The following is a 17,209-nucleotide window of genomic DNA, read 5'->3' as shown; positions in this document are numbered from 1 at the left end:
CAGCGACGTCAGCCTAGGGCTCGCCGCTGCCCAGTCCCGGGTGGCGATCTCGCTGTCTGCGTGCACCCACTTCATCGGATGCCAGCGACGCTCTGCGGAGGTGCAACAGCAGTGCAGCCCTCCGCGACGCTGGTAAACGCCGATTTCATGGCCCTTACATAACGGCTAACCGATTCGCTGGCGATCGGGTTCTTCGGGAACACCACCACCAATTGGGTCTCGTTTTCAAGCCGAATCACCCGGATATTGATTCGACCCAGGAGAATTCTGCCGTCGCCGTAGAGCCCGGCATTCAATCCGTCCAATTGAGAGTTGGCGACTGCAGAAAGGGGAGGGATACCAGCCTCGAGGTAGAACATCAAGGGAGCGCCCCATTCAGCTTTCCTCAGCCACGGCGCCAATTCCAGTACCCGATCGAGCGGCACGTCCGCCAGATCTCTACCCGAATCAAAGGATGCCTGCGCGGCTCTGGCCGTCGCACCGAAAGACGACGCGACAGGAACGGTCATCGGCACGTAGCCTATGAACCAGCCTGTTGTCACGAAATCTGCCGGAGTGCGCCGAATATCAATGGGAACAACTCCGTAATACGTTTCAGCGCCCGTCAATTCGTATTCGGCAAGCGCTGTGCACGCGAACACGCCGCCGCAGAACCGAGCCCCGACGGATAGGCAAACGGATTCGAATTCGAGAGTCTGTCGCTTGTCCAGCAGCTGTGCGCCGATGACGTCGCACGGCACGAATGGGTCACCGAGTGGCAGCGGCCAGTCGGGAAGGGTTCCGTCGTTGTTCTCGAAGAATTCGATCCATTCCCTTACCTCCGCGGACTCTAAGGTCAGCGCGGACGTGTGCCGGCGCTGCCGGACGCAGTAAGCGTGATAGCTGCTGGTCTCCGGCAGCGAGATGGGAGCGCCACCTCTCGTCACGGTGGCATACATGACATGGATCTCCGCGTATGCCAAGCTGAAAAACATTGCGTCGGTGTGGAGATGGTCGATGGATACGCAGAATGTGAAGTGGTCGGCGCGCTGAATGATTGCGAAGCGGAAGCAATCCCATTGGAGCGGACCCGGGGTAGCCAGTAGATGGCTTCGCAATTCTGCGGGCGTTATCTCGCCGTACTTGGTCGGGACGAGGTTGATGTCGCTGGCTTCGGCGATGGTCCGATGGACGATGTGTTCGCGATCGGTGTCGTCGAACCAACTGCGGTAGGTGTCGTGGCGACGAAGGTGAGCGTTGATGACATACGTCATGGCACGGATATCGCATCGGCCGGGTATGGACCAGGTTGCAATGACCAACCGTGACATATCCAGACCCCGGGCGGCGTACGCGCGATAGTCACGAAGGTGCTGGGCTTGCGTATAACTCGCCGGGACAGCGGTTATCGGCGCTTGCCGGACTTTCGCGAGGGTCGCAGGCGATGGCTGCCATGACACGAATGAGCCGGGTTCGGGCGCCCAATCGTGGATTGTTCCCACTTCCACTTTCGCGACTTCTATCACTCGTCCTCCGAGTCCTTCAGCAATTGCAGCTCACCGAGACCTGTTACGCCGGAGCGCCTTCGAGGTCCGCCAATGCTCCGCACAGGTAGTCGGCCAGACCTCGAATGGTGGTGATATCTGTGGAGCCCACGCGGATGCCTGTTTCCATCTCGATGCGCGTGCGCAGTTGGAGGTAGCCAAGCGAGTCAAGTCCGCACTCGGACACCGGACGATCCGGGTCGATGGAACGCCGCAGAATGAGGCTGACTTGCTCACCCACCAGATGCCGCAGCCGGGTCGGCCACTCTTCCCGCGCCAACGCCGTGAGTTCGGCGCGGAATTTATCTGTGTCCGTGCGGCTTTGCCCCGTGGGTTTGAAGAGTTCAGCGAACGGGCTGCGTTGCCCAAGCGCCACTAACCACCGCATTCCGATGAACGGCATATAGCCGGTGCAGGTGCGGTCGTGCCGTAACAGCGACTCGAAAGCGTAGGCGCCGTCGTTGGGTGTGATCATCGCGGCGCCATTGCTTTCTGCCAGCGACGCGGTGCGCCCGATCTCACTCCATGCTCCCCATGCGATCGCGCTGGCCGGAAGGCCCTGAGCCCGGCGCCACCGAGTGAATGCGTCTAGCCAGCTGTTGGCCGCCGCGTATGCGCCCTGACCAGGCGAGCCCACCAGCGCGGCTGCCGAGGAGAATGAGCAGAACCAGTCGAGCGGCTGGTTGGTGGTTGCCCGGTGCAGATGCCAAGCGCCGTACACCTTTGGCGCCCAGTCGCGATCGATGAGCTCATCGGTGATGTTGGGCAGCGTGGCGCCCTCGACCGCCCCTGCGGCGTGCAATACCCCGCGCAACGGGAGTCCGTTGGCGGTCGCCACGGCCACCAAGCGTTCGGCTGTCTCGCGCTCGGTGATGTCGCCGCACGCCACCACGACGTCGGCGCCGATTGCGCGGATGAGCTCGATTGTCTCCAGTGCCTTTAAATTCGGTTGAGAGCGGGAGGTCAACACAATGCGCCCGCAGCCCGCCGTGGCCATCTTCTCGGTGAGGAAGAGCCCAAGCGCGCCCAAGCCCCCGGTGATCAGATAGGCGCCGTCACGACGGAAAATCGGAGCCTGCTCCGGTGGCAGTACCGCAGTGCGAGACCCGGCCTGCGGGACGTCGAGCACAAGTTTGCCGGTGTGCTCGGCCGCGCTCATGACCCTGATCGCGGTGGCCGCTTCGACTAGTGGGTAGTCGGTGTGCTTCGCGGGAGGCAATTCTCCATCAGCTACTAGCCGGAACACTGTGCGCAGCAGATCCCCGACGCGTTGGGGGCGGCCGATCGACAGCATCGCCAGGTCGACATAGTGGAACGTGAGGTTGCGGTGGGACGGGAAGAGCTCCAGCCGGGTGTTGCCATAGACGTCGCGTTTGCCGATCTCGACGAACTGTCCGCCGATGGCCAGCAACTCGATTCCGGCGCGTAGTGCTGTGCCGGTTGAGCAGTTGAGCACGATATCCATGCCGTAGCCGTCGGTATCGCGGCGCATCTGTTCGCCGAAGTCCACGCTCCGCGAATCGTAAACATGCTGGATCCCCATGTTGCGCAACAGCTGTCGACGCTGGTGGCTGCCAGCGGTGGCGAAGATTTCGGCTCCTGCCGCGCGGGCCATCGCTACGGCTGCCTGGCCTACGCCGCCGGTCGCCGAGTGGATCAAGACCCGGTCGCCCGAGGCAATCCTGGCCTGATCGTGCAGGGCATACCAGGCGGTGGCATACGCGGTACCCACTGCGACCGCCTGATGGTCGGTCAGGCCGGTGGGCAGCGTGACGGCCAGCCGGGCGTCGCACGTGACAAACGTGGCCCAACAGCCGTTTCCGGAAAAGCCGCCGACACGATCACCGACGTGGTGGTTGCTCACGTCCGGCCCGACCGCCGTGACGACGCCGGCGAAATCCATACCCAGCTCTGGTTGCTGTCCGTCAATGCTGGGGGAGCGGCTCGTCGCGACAAGCACATCGGAGAAGTTGACGCTGGATGCGCTTACCGCGACCTCGATCTGCCCCGCCCCCGGCTGAACGCGGTGAAATGCGGCCAGTTCCATTGTGTCCAGGTGCCCGGGCGTTCGAATTCGCAGGCGTGCACCGTCGCGCCCGTGGTTGACCACCGTGGTTCGTCGTTCCTCGGGACGAAGCGGAGCGCGACAAAGGCGGGCGGTGTACCACTCCCGGTTACGCCAAGCGGTCTCGTCCTCTTCGGATCCGCTGAGCAGTTGCCGCGCAAGCTGTTCGGCGTCGATAGCTTCGTCCATGTCGATTTGGGTGGCAAGCAAATGCGGATGTTCGGCGCCGATCGCCCGCATCAAACCGCGCAGCCCAGCCTGCGCCAGGTTGGCCACGTCGTCGGGTAGCACGGATTGGGCATTCCTGGTTGCGAGGTACAAGCGAGGCGCGCCGCCGGGGACCTCCGCCAATTCGCGGGCGATGCGCACCAGATGCCGCACGTATTCGCCGCCCTGGAACGCAATGTGCTCGTCGGGGTCGCCGTTCTTCGGTTCCGTCAGGACCACTAGTCCTTCGAATCGAGCGGCTCGGAGCTGGCTGCGCAACGCTTCGCCATTCGACGAGTGGTCGGCGTGCTGCGGCCAGCACACGGAAGTGCATTGCGCACCATTGAGTTTCAACGCATCGGTCAACTGGGTTGCCAGTGCATCCGCGGTTGTGGAAGTGCTGACGAGAAGCCACGCTCCTGCATCGGTGTGCGCCAACTCAGGCAGCGCCTGCTGCTGCCACTCTATGGTGAGCAGCCGCTCGTTCAGCACACGATCGCGCTCGTTGCTTTGCGAGATCCCCAGGCCCATCTGCAGCCCGCGTACGGTCAACAGCACCGCCCCGTGCTCGTCCAAGACGTCGAGGTCAGCCTCAACCTCCGCGTCCGCGACTCTGGTCAGTTGCGAGTAGCAGTAGCGCGCGTCGCTGGTGGAACCGTATACCCGCAGCCGACGGACGCTCAGCGGCAGCAGCAGACCGCCATTGCAAACGTCAACGACACTGGGGTGAGCCGCCACCGAGTGAAAGCAGGCATTTAGCAGCGCAGGGTGCACTGCGTAGCTGCGCCGAAAGCGGATCGAGCCAGGCAGCCTGACCTCGGCCAGCACTGTGGCACCGGTTCCGTCGGCGATGCGGGCGGCGGCTAGTCCGGTGAAGGCAGGACCCAACTGGATACCGCGCTGATCCCACCATTTTCGAAGCTCGGCTCCATGCACAGTGCGCGGGTGCGCCGCCAGCAGAGCGGCCACGTCGTGCGCGGGCGGTCGGTCATCGTCCCCGACGGCGTAAAGGACTGCGGCGGCCCGCCGCACGTGCTCCCCATCCCGGTCAGTCTCCACCGCGAAGTTGACGACGGCCGGCGAGGCCATCGACGCGGCGGCGCCGACGGTGGTCCGCGCATCCAGCAGAAGATCGTGCTCGAAGCGGATGTCACGGACCTCGGACTCCTCGCCAAGAACCGCGCGGGCCGCACCCAGTGCCATCTCACAGTAGGCCGCTCTCGGAAGGACAGCGGCGTTGCAAATCTGGTGATCGCCCAGCCACGGTTGCGCGGCAGTGCCGACCTCGGCCTGCCACACGTGCCGTTCCGGTTGCTCCTGCAGGCGCACATGCTGCCCCAACAACGGATGAACTGAAACGGTTGAACCGCTGCGTGTTTGGGATTCCTGACCGTCCCGGTTTAGAAAAAGCCGACGGTGCGTCCAGGTCGGCAGCGGTGCGTCCACCATCTGCCCCGCCGGGTACAGCACCGAAAAGTCCACCGCCGCGCCCGCGTTGTGCAGCTCCGTCAGAAAGTCGCGCAGCCCGTGCGATAGCGCTTGGTTGCGGCGCATGCCGGCCAGTGCGGCCAGTGGCATATCCAGGCTGCGGGCGGTCTGCTGGAGAGCGTGGGTAAGCAGGGGGTGGGGTGCCAGTTCTGCGAAAACCCGATGCCCATCCTCCAATGCGGCCTGCACAGCCGCTGCGAACCGCACTGTATGGCGCAGATTGTCGGCCCAGTAGAAGCCATCGCACACCGGCGATTCTCGCGGGTCGAACTGCGTCGCGGAGTAATAGGGAACGTCTGGCGTCATCGGGTTCAGCCCTGCCAAGACATCTGAAACCTCGTCGAGAATCGGCTCTACCTGGGGGGAGTGGGTTGCGACGTCGACGGCGATCTCGCGGGCCATCACATCACGCCGCTCCCACGCTGCTATCAGATCGCGGACCGTCTCGGTGGCGCCGCCGATCATTGTGGACTGCGGCGAGGCCACCACTGCCACCGCGACGTCATCAACGCAGCGAGCCACCAGCTCCGAAAGCACTTGATCGGCCGGTAGTTCCACCGATGCCATGGCCCCGGTGCCGGCGATGTGGGTCATCAGCCGCGAACGGCGGCAGATCACCCGCACCCCGTCTTCCAGCGACAAGGCGCCGGCAACGACAGCCGCCGCAGCCTCCCCGAGGGAGTGGCCAATAACTGCGCCCGGGCGTACCCCGTGTGCCTTCATGGTGGCGGCCAGGGCGACCTGCATGGTGAACAGCGTCGGCTGGATCCGGTCAATACCGGTCACGATCCGGGGTGCCGACATCGCCTCGGTCACCGAGAATCCGGATTCGTGGGCGATCAGCGGCTCCGCCGCGGCGACGGTCGCGGCGAACGCGGGCTCGTTCGCGAGCAGGTCAGCGCCCATCGCCGTCCACTGCGAACCCTGCCCGGAGAACACCCACACCGGACCCCGATCATCGCGCCCGACCGTGGCCTGATGCGGAGTATCAATGTCGGCGACCTCGCGCAACGCCTGGGTCAGCTCGGGCAAGGTGCTGGCGATAACGGTGGTTCGGACCGGTCGGTGGGCGCGCCGCCGCGCCAGCGTGTAGCCCAGGTCCGCCAACGCGACGTCCTCGTGTGCGTCCACCCAGTCGGCCAGCCGGCCGGCAGTGCGGCGCAGTTCGTCGGCCGACGTGGACGATAGCGGGAACAGCAGTGGTGCCGTTGTCGGCGATTCGGCTGAGACATCCTCGGGCGCAGTGGCTTCGGGGGCCTGTTCCAGGACGGCGTGCACGTTGGTTCCCGAGAACCCGTAAGACGACACCGCCGCCCGTCGAGGCCCTTGGCGACCGTTCTCTGCTGGCCACGGCGTATTCGTTTGCGGTACAAAGAGGTTGGTCTCGATCTGAGCGAACTCATCCGGCATCCGGGTGAAATGGAGATTGCGCGGAATGACACCATGCCGGACGGCGAGGACGGCCTTCATCAGCCCAAGCGCTCCGGCGGCCGACTGGGTGTGTCCGAAGTTGGTCTTCACCGATGCGAGCGCGCACGGGCCGTCGACGCCGTACACCTTGGCAAGGCTCGCGTATTCGATGGGGTCACCCACCGGGGTGCCAGCGCCGTGTGCCTCGACCATGCCTACGCTGCGGGGATCCACCTCCGCCGCGGCCAACGCCGCACGGTAGGCCGCGACCTGTGCAGGCCCCGACGGTGTCACGATATTCACCGTGTGGCCATTCTGATTGGCGGCCGTGCCGCGTATCACAGCGAGGATCCGGTCGCCACTGGCAAGCGCGTCGGGTAACCGTTTAAGCAGCATCACGACGCAACCCTCGCCGGCCACAAATCCGTCGGCGGCCACGTCAAACGCATGGCAGCGTCCGGTCGGAGACAGCATGCCGATGGCCGAGCCAGAAGCGGCCTTGCGGGGTTCAAGCATCACCGAAGCGCCGCCTGCCAGCACGGTGTCGCTTTCGCCGTCGTGCAGGCTGCGGCAGGCAAGGTGGATAGCCGCGAGGCCAGACGAGCATGCGGTGTCCACCGTCATCGCCGGACCGTGCAGTCCCATGGCGTAGGCGATCCGCCCCGACCCCATGGCGAAGCTGTTACCGAGATATCCGTACGGTCCCTCCAGGGCCTGGGCATCGGCATGCACGAACTGGTAGTCGGCATGCATTAATCCCACGAAGACGCCGGTTCGCAAGTCGGCTAGTTTCTCCCGGGTGAAACCGCCGTGCTCCATGGCCTCCCACGAAGTTTCCAGCAGCAAGCGGTGCTGCGGATCCATCGCAGTCGCTTCTTTCTCGCTGATTCCGAAGAACTCGGGATCGAAGTCGGCGACGTTGTCCAGAAACGCGCCCCACTTGCACACCGACCGACCGAGCACGCCCGGCTTGGGGTCGTAGTAGTCGTCGGCGTCCCATCGGTCGGGTGGAATCTCGGTGACCAGGTCATCGCCGCGCAGCAACGCGCGCCATAATTGGTCCGGCGATTCGATGCCTCCGGGAAGCCGGCAAGCCATCCCGATGATGGCAATCGGAGTAGCGGGCGTGCTGTTCATATGGAGCAAAGAATAGGCCGAATCTGAGTGCGGAGAGATGGAAATGGCTATCTTCGAGGCGAAATGACGACCGCGCCCAGGAAGCGGCAGCAGAGCGGGTGTGCTTGGCGCCTGCGTCGAGATGTAAAACCCCGGCGAGCTCAGCAGTTACTTACTGTCAACACGGCAGTTACACAGGGTATGAAATCAAGGCTTTTGTGCACGTCAGAGGACCTTTATGCCTGCCCCGCTATTATTCAACACGCGTATATCATTGAAAGATATGCCGGCACGATTGTTACCTAATTGTGGTATTTTATTCGCAGGTTTAAATTGTAAATACTAGCTATTTTATAACTATTCTGAAAATTGCAATGCGGCCCAGTTACAATCACAATTTCCACCATTTTATAAGCCTCTTCTATGTTTCTCCTTCGCGGCGGTATTAGGCGTCACGACTGGCGTAATTATGCGCCCGATTTCCGATTGGCTCTGGGTGCGTCATTTCTGCCGAGCACTGACGGTGAGCTATAGGTCCGGCGCGATGTCGACTGGCTGGAATGGCGCCATTGGGAGCTGCAGGCTCGCGGGATTACGCGAAAGACGTTGAGCAACAGCGATATAACCGTAGCCTGCGCACGCCCGCAAGCGTCCACTGGCCGCTCTACGCAAGCGGCCCAGCTCTAGCTTGACGGCCAGCTAAGGGCTCTCCTCGTGTGCGAGATATAGGAGCGCCACGCTAGCGCAGACTTCGATGCCGAGTTCTGGATCAGGCATCCAGATGACGGACGTCTATTCCAACGATACGGCCCGTGATGGCCCTTGCTGATCCTTGGGGTTCGTCCCCGCGGACCGCGAGCCAGGGCTGTGCGGCGGACGGGGCAGAATGCCAATAGCTGGCCACGGGTTCGATGGCGTACCGGTGCCCGATACGCTGATCCCATCTTTGCTTTGCGACCTTGTTCAACCCACTTGTGCCGGGATTCCTCCGGCCAGTTCACGAAGTGCTGACACCTTGACCGAACCCAGTGGAGAAGCCCGCGTTCCCCGTTTGCCGCTCGCTGAGGCCAAGGCCGCCGCCGACGAGGCGGGCGTGCCCGATTACATGGCTGAGCTCGCCATCTTCCAGGTGCTGCTGAACCACCCCAAGCTGGCCTGCGCCCTCAACGATCTGCTGGCCATCATGCTGTGGCGCGGAAGGCTGGACTCCCGGCTGCGCGAACTGCTGATCATGCGCATCGGCTGGCTGACCGCCTCCGATTACGAATGGACACAGCACTGGCGGGTCGCGCAGGGTCTCGGGGTCAGCGCCGATGACCTGTTCGGCGTGCGGGATTGGCAGGCCCACGCGGCATTCGGGCCCGCGGAGCGGGCAGTGTTGTCGGCCACCGACGACGTGGTGCGCGACGGCGCGGTGAGCAGCGAAAGCTGGGCGGCGTGTCAACGCGAACTCGGCACCGATCCAGCTCTGCTGGTGGAGCTTGTCACCGCGATCGGCGCGTGGCGCATGGTCGCGTCGATCCTGCACAGCCTGCAGGTTCCGCTGGAAGACGGTTTAGCGAGCTGGCCACCGGACGGCCAGGCTCCGACGACGTGAAGAAGAGCTCAATCGCGATTGACACGTCAGTCCTTGACTCATAGGTTCCCGGCATGCGCACCCGAGTCGCCGAGATGCTCGGCGTGGAGTTCCCGATTTGTGCGTTCAGCCACTGCCGCGACGTGGTGGCCGCCGTTTCCAACGCCGGTGGATTCGGCGTCCTCGGCGCCGTCGCGCACAGCCCGGAGCGGCTGGAAACCGAGCTGACCTGGATCGAGGAGCAGACCGGCGGCAAGCCGTACGGCGTCGATCTGCTGCTCCCCCCGAAATATGTGGGCGCGGAGCGCGGTGGCATCGGTGCTGGGCAAGTCCAGGCGCTGCTGCCCGAGGAGCACCGGGCCTTCGTCGACGACCTACTGACGCGTTACGGCATCCCGGTGCCCACCGACGAACACCGTCTGCCGCCCGGCGAGCTCAACATCTCGCCCAAGGGCTACGAACCGCTGCTCGACGTCGCCTTCGCCCACCGCATCCGGCTGATTGCCAGCGCGCTCGGCCCGCCGCCGCCCGACCTGGTCCAACGGGCCCATGACAACGATGTGCTGGTGGCCGCGCTCGCCGGCACCACCCAGCACGCACAGCGGCACGCCGCAGCCGGGGTAGACCTGATTGTCGCCCAGGGAACCGAGGCCGGCGGGCACACCGGCGAGGTGGCGACGATGGTGCTGGTCCCCGAGGTGGTCGATGCGGTGGCCCCGCTGCCGGTGCTGGCCGCGGGCGGGATCGCCCGCGGTCGCCAGATCGCCGCGGCGTTGGCGTTGGGCGCCGAAGGCGTGTGGTGCGGGTCGGTCTGGCTGACGACCGAAGAAGCCGAGACGTTGCCGATCGTGAAGGACAAATTCCTGGCCGCGACCTCGTCGGACACCGTGCGATCACGGTCGCTGACCGGCAAGCCCGCGCGCATGCTGCGCACTGCCTGGACCGACGAGTGGGAGCGGCCCGGCAGCCCCGACCCGCTCGGTATGCCGCTGCAGTCGGCGCTGATCGGCGACCCGCAATTGCGCATCAATCGGGCCGCCGGCCACCCCGACTCCAGGGCCCGTGAGTTGGCCACCTACTTCGTCGGCCAAGTTGTCGGTTCGCTGGACAAGGTGCAGCCGGCGGGAGCAGTGGTGCTGGACATGGTCTCCGAGTTCATCGATGCGGTAGGACGTCTCGACGAGTTGACCGATCGGTGATGGAGGCCACCCGCGCGCTGGGTTTGCGCGCCGACGCCGCCGATCTCGTCGTCTCGCCGGTCATCAAGGGGTTGCGTCCGCAAACAATTACGAACTCATAACGGCTGGTCAGGTGCCTAACGGCGCTCAGGAAGTTTTTAGGCGTGGCGAATTGACCCGGGCGCGATGTTCGTGCATAGTCGACGGGGTAAGCACCTCGTTAGGTGAGGCGTCTACACGGATATAGGCCACTGACCCCGAACGTCGAGAGACGCCCAGGGTCAGGACAGCTCCTCCCGGCTTAAGGGTTGAGCCCAAGTGGCTTCCGGAGTTTCCGGATACGGCGTGTAGTGCCAAATCTCTGACGAGTGGGGTGCGGTTCCCGAGGTCATCGGGTTTCCCATGCTCCTGCTTGCGTGTGAATTGTGCGGTTATCCGCACGTGGCGCGACCGCGAGGAGGTGAGGGACGAATGAGTTCCAGTTCTAGTCCGGATCGATATCCGGACTCTGTGTCGTCCCGATCCGGCCTCCGGCGCGTGGCTGCAAGCTGAGCCTTTCTCTGGCCTAGGCAGCACATCGCCTCATCGGAAGCCAATTCGGACAGACATCGAATCCCGTTATGCCCGTTTGACTTTCCGCTAGGAGGCGATCATGACCGCGGTACTCTTTGACGAAGTGGTAACGGCGGCGCCCGCACGCCGGCTCAGGGCAGTGCCTGCCCCGACGCCGACCGCAGTGCCGGCGCCCAAGCGGACCTCCCGGCGGCCCGAACAACAGCTGGTCGGCGGCGACCCGTTGGTCACCGGCGCCGCTCGGTTGCTCTGCGTTCCGTTGCGTCAGCTCTACGCCGCGCTGTGGCGCGCCGGCGTGTTAGAGGTTGGCGCCTAACAAAACTGTGCTCCCGGCACTTGAGGTGGTTTGCCCCTCGGTGCCGGGAGCGTCGGCATTATTGCTGGGCTGCAATGAACGCCGATAGCCCGTTTTGATAGGCGATCAGGCTGTGTCGCCACCCGACCTGGACCGGCCCGCCGCTGTCGACGGTGATCTGGGCGCCAACATGCACGTATGGAGGCGGCGGGACGTACGGCACAATATCGAGAAAATTCACTACCCGAAAACAGCTTTCGATCGCGGCGTTGAACGCAGTGACAAAGTCAGGCAAGCCGACCCGCGGGCCGGCGAACGTGATCAGCCGGGGTTCAATCTTGTTCGGCGGCATATCCCGGAATACGTCTGGCGCCGCGAGTACGGCTAGCGCCGCTCCCAGGCTGTGCCCGGTGATCAGGATCTCATCGCAGCCCGCTGTCGCGGTGGCCAAGTTTGTGGCGATGCTGTTCCGAACGAGTTGGTACACGTCCTGAAAGCCGGCGTGCACCTGCCCGAATCCGCTGACCGGGCGATAGTCGTCGGGGATGGCGTCGAGGTCCGCGAGCCAATCCTCGACGTCGGCAGTGCCGCGAAATGACACGAATGCGCTGCGGGTGGCCGGGTTACGGCCCATCAGCCCGAAGATGTTGGTGTTTTTGGTCATCGCAGCCACGGCGGGGTGCTGGTTCGTCATCGCGGTGAGCACCACGGCATCAGCCTGGATCAAACTGGTCTGGGCGTAACCGGGTGGCAGGACGGCCTGACTACCGCTCATCACCGTGTACGCCGCCTCCGCCAGCGGCAGAACCACATCGCGGGCAAACGTCGCGTCGAACGCCACAGCCGCAGTCTAGGAAGGCCGCGGTCTAGTTTCGGGGATCCTCAGCCGGCGTGCCCCGCGGTAGCGTGGACATGCGATCCGCTCAGACCTGGTGCGAAGGGAGCGCGTCATGGCGACCGATCTAACGCTCTATCTCGACGACGAGCCCGGCGAGCTGGCCCTGATCGGCGATGTGTTGGGCAAGGCGGGCGTCAATATCGCTGGTCTGTGCGCCCTGACCAGCGGTGGAGGACAGGCAGAGGTGCACATCCTGGTGCACGATGCCACCTCCGCATTCGAGGCGCTGCAGAGCGCCGGAATCAAAATCGTCGAGGAGCAAGAGGTGATCGTGCTGGACATCAAAGACCGTCCCGGCGCGCTCGGCGAAGTTGTCCACAAACTCGGCGCCGCGAAGATCAACCTGGAAACCGCCTATCTCGCCACCAACACCCGGCTGGTGCTCGGCGCGGCCAATCTCGCCGATGCCAAGGCCGCGCTGGCCTGAAGCCGATTTGCTTGTGCCCGTAGAATCTCCCGCAGCGGCGTCGATCCGGCTATCACCGGGGAGCCTTCGGAAGAACAGGCTCAGTACCTAGAGGTACAGCTCAAGTAGACCCGAACGGGTAGGCCCGTCACAGCCGTCAACGAGCGGCCGCGCCCCGGCGCGGCAATGCGGGGTGGTACCGCGGCGCTTGCGCACCTGCGCGACGTCGTCCCCGGGCCTAACAACTCTGCCAGCGGCACCGCGTGCCGCATGGCACTGTGGCACGAGGGAGACGACGCGCGCAGTGACCGAGAACGCCTATCCCAAGCTGGCCGGCGGTGCACCCGACTTGCCGGCGCTGGAGCTCGAGGTCCTCGACTACTGGACGAGCGACGAGACCTTTCGGGCCAGCATCGCGCGGCGGGCTGACGCCCCGGAGTATGTGTTCTACGACGGCCCGCCGTTCGCCAACGGTCTACCGCACTATGGGCATCTGCTCACCGGCTACGTCAAAGACATCGTGCCGCGGTATCGCACCATGCGCGGCTACAAGGTGGAACGCCGCTTCGGCTGGGACACCCACGGGCTCCCGGCCGAACTCGAGGTCGAGCGGCAGCTCGGGATAACCGACAAGTCCCAGATCGACTCGATGGGTGTCGCCGCGTTCAACGAAGCCTGCCGCGAATCGGTGTTGCGCTACACCGACGAGTGGCAGGCCTATGTGACTCGTCAGGCCCGCTGGGTGGACTTCGCCAACGACTACAAGACGCTCGATCTGTCCTACATGGAATCGGTGATCTGGGCGTTCAAACAGTTGTGGGATAAGGGCTTAGCCTACGAGGGTTACCGGGTGCTGCCGTACTGCTGGCGCGACGAGACCCCACTGTCCAACCACGAGCTACGGATGGACGACGACGTCTACCAGAGTCGGCAGGACCCGGCGATCACCGTCGGATTCACCGTGCCGGACGGTGAGTTAGCCGGCGCGCATCTGTTGGTGTGGACGACGACCCCGTGGACGCTGCCGTCCAACCAGGCCGTCGCGGTCAACCCCGACGTCACCTACCTGCAGGTGCGGGCGGGGGAGCACCGCCTGGTTTTGGCCGAGGCTCGACTGGCCGCCTATTCACGAGAATTGGGCGATGAGCCGGAGGTGCTTGGCACCTACCGCGGCAGTGATCTGGTGGGCTTGCGCTATTTGCCCCCGTTTCCGTATTTTATGGACTCGCCCAACGCTTTTCAGGTGCTCGGCGCTGACTTTGTGACCACTGACGACGGCACTGGCATCGTGCACCTGGCGCCCGCCTACGGCGAGGACGACAAGGAAACCGGCGACAAAGCCGGCATCGTTCCGGTGACCCCCGTCGACTCCAAGGGCAGATTCGACGCGACGGTCGCCGACTACCAGGGCCAGCACGTCTTCCAAGCCAACCCGCAGATCATCCGGGACCTGAAAAACCACAGCGGCCCTGCTGCGGCCAACGGTGCGGTCCTGATCCGCCACGAAACCTATGAGCACCCCTACCCACACTGCTGGCGCTGCCGCAATCCGCTGATCTACCGGGCGGTGTCGTCGTGGTTTGTCAATGTCAGCGAGTTCCGGGACCGGATGGTCGAACTGAATCAGCAGATCACCTGGTATCCCGAGCACGTCAAAGACGGTCAGTTCGGCAAGTGGTTGCAGGGCGCCCGCGACTGGTCAATCTCGCGAAACCGGTACTGGGGCACGCCTATTCCGGTCTGGCTCTCCGATGATCCGGCCTATCCCCGGATCGACGTCTACGGCAGCCTCGACGAGCTGGAGCGCGACTTTGGCGTGCGGCCGGACAACCTGCACCGGCCGTATATCGACGAGCTCACCCGGCCCAACCCCGACGACCCCACCGGGCGGTCGACGATGCGGCGCATCGCCGACGTTTTCGACGTGTGGTTCGACTCGGGGTCCATGCCTTACGCGCAGGTGCACTATCCGTTCGAGAACCGCGACTGGTTTGAGACGCACTACCCGGGCGACTTTATCGTCGAGTACATCGGGCAGACCCGCGGCTGGTTCTACACACTGCATGTGCTGGCCACCGCGCTGTTCGACCGACCTGCCTTCAAAACCTGTGTGGCGCACGGGATCGTGCTGGGTAGCGACGGCCAGAAAATGAGCAAATCGCTGCGCAACTATCCCGACGTTAGCGAGGTGTTCGACCGCGACGGGTCCGATGCCATGCGCTGGTTTTTGATGGCCTCGCCAATCCTGCGCGGCGGGAATTTGATCGTCACCGAGCAGGGTATCCGTGACGGGGTGCGCCAGGTTCTGCTGCCGTTCTGGAACGCGTACAGCTTCTTGGCCCTCTACGCGCCCAAAGTCGGTACGTGGCGCATTAATTCGTCGAATGTGCTGGATCGTTACATCCTGGCCAAATTGGCGGTGTTGCGCGACGACCTCACCGCTGGGCTCGACGTCTGCGATATCTCCGGGGCATGTGAGCAACTGCGTCAGTTCACTGAGGCGTTGACGAATTGGTACGTGCGACGGTCTCGCTCGCGGTTCTGGGAAGAGGATCCGGATGCGATCGATACCCTGCACACCGTGCTGGAAGTAACCGCGAGGCTGGCCGCACCGTTGCTGCCATTGACCACCGAGATCATCTGGCGAGGTGTTACCGCCGAGCGGTCGGTGCACCTCACCGATTGGCCGGAAGCCGGGGTGCTGCCCGCCGACGCTGGGTTGGTCGCCGCGATGGATCAGGTGCGCGAGGTGTGCTCGGTGGCCTCATCGCTACGCAAGGCGAAGAAGTTGCGGGTGCGGCTGCCGCTGCAGAAACTCACGGTGGCCGTGGACAATCCACAGCGGCTGGAACCATTTGCCGATCTGATCGCCGACGAGCTCAACGTCAAGGAGGTTGAACTCACCGAGGACATCGACACCTACGGTCGTTTCGAGCTGACCGTCAACGCCCGGGTCGCCGGTCCGCGACTCGGCAAGGACGTGCAGGCGGCGATCACAGCGGTCAAGGCCGGCGAGGGCGTCGTCAACGCCGACGGGACACTGACCGCGGGGCCGGCGGTGCTGCAACCCGACGAATACAGCTCCCGGCTGGTGGCCGCTGATCCCGAGTACACCGCCCCGCTGCCCGACGGTACTGGGCTGGTGGTGTTGGACGCCACGGTGACGCCTGAGCTCGAGGCCGAGGGTTGGGCGAAGGACCGCATCCGCGAGCTGCAGGAGTTGCGGAAATCGACCGGGCTGGACGTCTCGGACCGGATCAGCGTGGTGATGTCGGTGCCGCCGCAGCGCGCCGACTGGGCCAGCACCCATCGCGACCTGATCGCCGGGGAAATCCTGGCGACCAGCTTCGAGTTCGGCGAACCGGCGGATGGTGTGGAGATCGGCGACGGCGTGCGGGTCGCGATCGCCAAAGCCTAGAGGTTTCGCAGCACGCGGCGCGCGTGCGGCCAGAACGGCATGCCGGCAACGATCGTGCCGCCCGCGGCGATGAGCCCGATCGCGGCGTCGACGCTTTCGCGACCCTCGGTTGCCCAATAGACGTCCTTGAGGTCGAGCAGCAGCGCCAACTCGTCGACGATCATCGCATTCGCCGACCCGAAGGCGATCGCGGCTGCGGGATGACGCCGTTGCCGCTCGGTTCCGCGCAGGCCCACGGCTGCCACGCTCGCCAGCATTGCGATACCGATGTTGTAGTGGTGGAAGTGCTTGCCGCCTACGCTCATTCCTCCGGCCGATGGTCCGTGTCCGGCACGGATCCAGTGTGTGAGCGCGCGCAGGCCCGCGAACGTGACGGTAAACGCCGACCAGGCCAGAACTGTCGCCTGTTCACCGGGCTCGAGCCGAGTCTCCCATTCCTCGCGTACCCGGGCCCAGGCTCCGCCGCTCTCGTCGCGCATCAGCCTGCCTTGAGCGCGCACCAGCGCAGCCGACGGTGATTGCCGTCGACATGCACATCGTCAAAACCCGCTGTGCGCAACCGGTCCGGTAATGTGTCCGGCGACACCGGGTTGCAGGTGTCGCGGAAATGCAAGATGGAGAACAGGGTTGACGCCGCGCTGTCGCTGCCGGCGAACACCCCGCCGGGCCGCAGCACGCGAAACGCTTCGGCGAACAACTGGTCCTGCAACGCCGGCGTCGGAACATGATGCAGCATGGTGAAACACACCACCGAGCTGAATTCCTCGGATGGTAAGCCGGTGTCGGTGCCGTCGCCCCGGATGATGCGGGCGCGGTCGCCGTACTTGTCTTTCAGCCGATCGGCCATCGGCTGGTCGATCTCGACCGCGGTGTAGTGCGGCGCTTTGTCGATCAGCACCCGGATGTTGGCGCCATACCCAGGCCCGATCTCCAGCACGTTGTCGCCCAACTCGACGTCGCCAAGCACCCACGGCAACAGCGCGTCTTCGACCACTTTGAAATAGCGATCGGAGCCGCAACACAACCGGTGGCAGATGTTCATGGCCATGATTTAGA

10 protein-coding genes and 1 riboswitch are annotated in these 17,209 nt (G+C 64.4%); of the genes, 5 read left to right on the top strand and 5 right to left on the bottom strand.

The window, feature by feature from the left end; all coding sequences use genetic code 11:
- Positions 1-71 precede the first annotated feature (71 nt).
- Together WB785_RS15545 and pks2 are read right to left on the bottom strand one after the other, a co-directional pair.
- On the bottom strand, positions 72-1,481 hold the full coding sequence (locus tag WB785_RS15545; protein WP_424080247.1) for a condensation domain-containing protein: 1,410 nt from the start codon (positions 1,479-1,481) through the stop codon (positions 72-74).
- Positions 1,482-1,548: 67 nt separating this feature from the next.
- A complete protein-coding gene (gene pks2, locus WB785_RS15540) occupies positions 1,549-7,830 on the bottom strand; it encodes a sulfolipid-1 biosynthesis phthioceranic/hydroxyphthioceranic acid synthase (protein WP_424080218.1) in 6,282 nt (2,093 codons plus the stop codon).
- Positions 7,831-8,824: 994 nt separating this feature from the next.
- Here pks2 and WB785_RS15535 point away from each other — a divergent pair.
- From WB785_RS15535 to WB785_RS15525, 3 genes are all read left to right on the top strand, one after another.
- The gene (locus WB785_RS15535; protein ID WP_424080217.1) at positions 8,825-9,406 is read left to right on the top strand and encodes a carboxymuconolactone decarboxylase family protein; all 582 of its coding nucleotides are present in this window, start codon (positions 8,825-8,827) and stop codon (positions 9,404-9,406) included.
- Positions 9,407-9,459: 53 nt separating this feature from the next.
- Positions 9,460-10,584 carry an NAD(P)H-dependent flavin oxidoreductase gene (locus WB785_RS15530; protein WP_424080216.1) on the top strand — a complete coding sequence of 375 codons (1,125 nt, stop codon included), beginning with the start codon at positions 9,460-9,462 and terminating at the stop codon, positions 10,582-10,584.
- A gap of 188 nt (positions 10,585-10,772) precedes the next feature.
- Positions 10,773-10,943, top strand: a riboswitch (M-box (ykoK) riboswitch).
- Positions 10,944-11,215: 272 nt separating this feature from the next.
- Positions 11,216-11,452 (top strand): Rv1535 family protein, encoded by a 237-nt coding sequence (locus WB785_RS15525; protein ID WP_424080215.1) that lies wholly within the window; start codon positions 11,216-11,218, stop codon positions 11,450-11,452.
- Positions 11,453-11,510: 58 nt separating this feature from the next.
- On the opposite strand, the gene WB785_RS15520 is transcribed toward WB785_RS15525, so the two are convergent.
- Positions 11,511-12,272: a lipase family protein gene (locus WB785_RS15520; protein ID WP_424080214.1), complete on the bottom strand. Its 762-nt coding sequence runs from the start codon at positions 12,270-12,272 to the stop codon at positions 11,511-11,513.
- A gap of 109 nt (positions 12,273-12,381) precedes the next feature.
- Here WB785_RS15520 and WB785_RS15515 point away from each other — a divergent pair, with 109 nt between their 5' ends.
- Complete coding sequence (locus WB785_RS15515) at positions 12,382-12,756, top strand: amino acid-binding protein (protein WP_424080213.1); 375 nt, start codon at positions 12,382-12,384, stop codon at positions 12,754-12,756.
- Between the two features lie 283 nt (positions 12,757-13,039).
- Positions 13,040-16,153, top strand: coding sequence for an isoleucine--tRNA ligase (gene ileS, locus WB785_RS15510; protein WP_424080212.1), 3,114 nt, complete (start codon positions 13,040-13,042; stop codon positions 16,151-16,153).
- On the opposite strand, the gene WB785_RS15505 is transcribed toward ileS, so the two are convergent.
- Positions 16,150-16,632, bottom strand: coding sequence for a hypothetical protein (locus WB785_RS15505; RefSeq protein ID WP_424080211.1), 483 nt, complete (start codon positions 16,630-16,632; stop codon positions 16,150-16,152). The genes ileS and WB785_RS15505 overlap by 4 nt on opposite strands.
- Positions 16,632-17,201: a class I SAM-dependent methyltransferase gene (locus WB785_RS15500; RefSeq protein WP_424080210.1), complete on the bottom strand. Its 570-nt coding sequence runs from the start codon at positions 17,199-17,201 to the stop codon at positions 16,632-16,634. Before WB785_RS15500 ends, WB785_RS15505 begins: the two co-directional genes overlap by 1 nt.
- Positions 17,202-17,209: the final 8 nt, after the last annotated feature.

This window comes from Mycobacterium sp. (assembly GCF_049585075.1).
In the GTDB taxonomy this organism is placed as follows: Bacteria; Actinomycetota; Actinomycetes; order Mycobacteriales; family Mycobacteriaceae; genus Mycobacterium.
The sequence above is the reverse complement of the archived record's forward strand: the minus strand, read 5'-3'. Positions and strand labels throughout refer to the sequence as shown.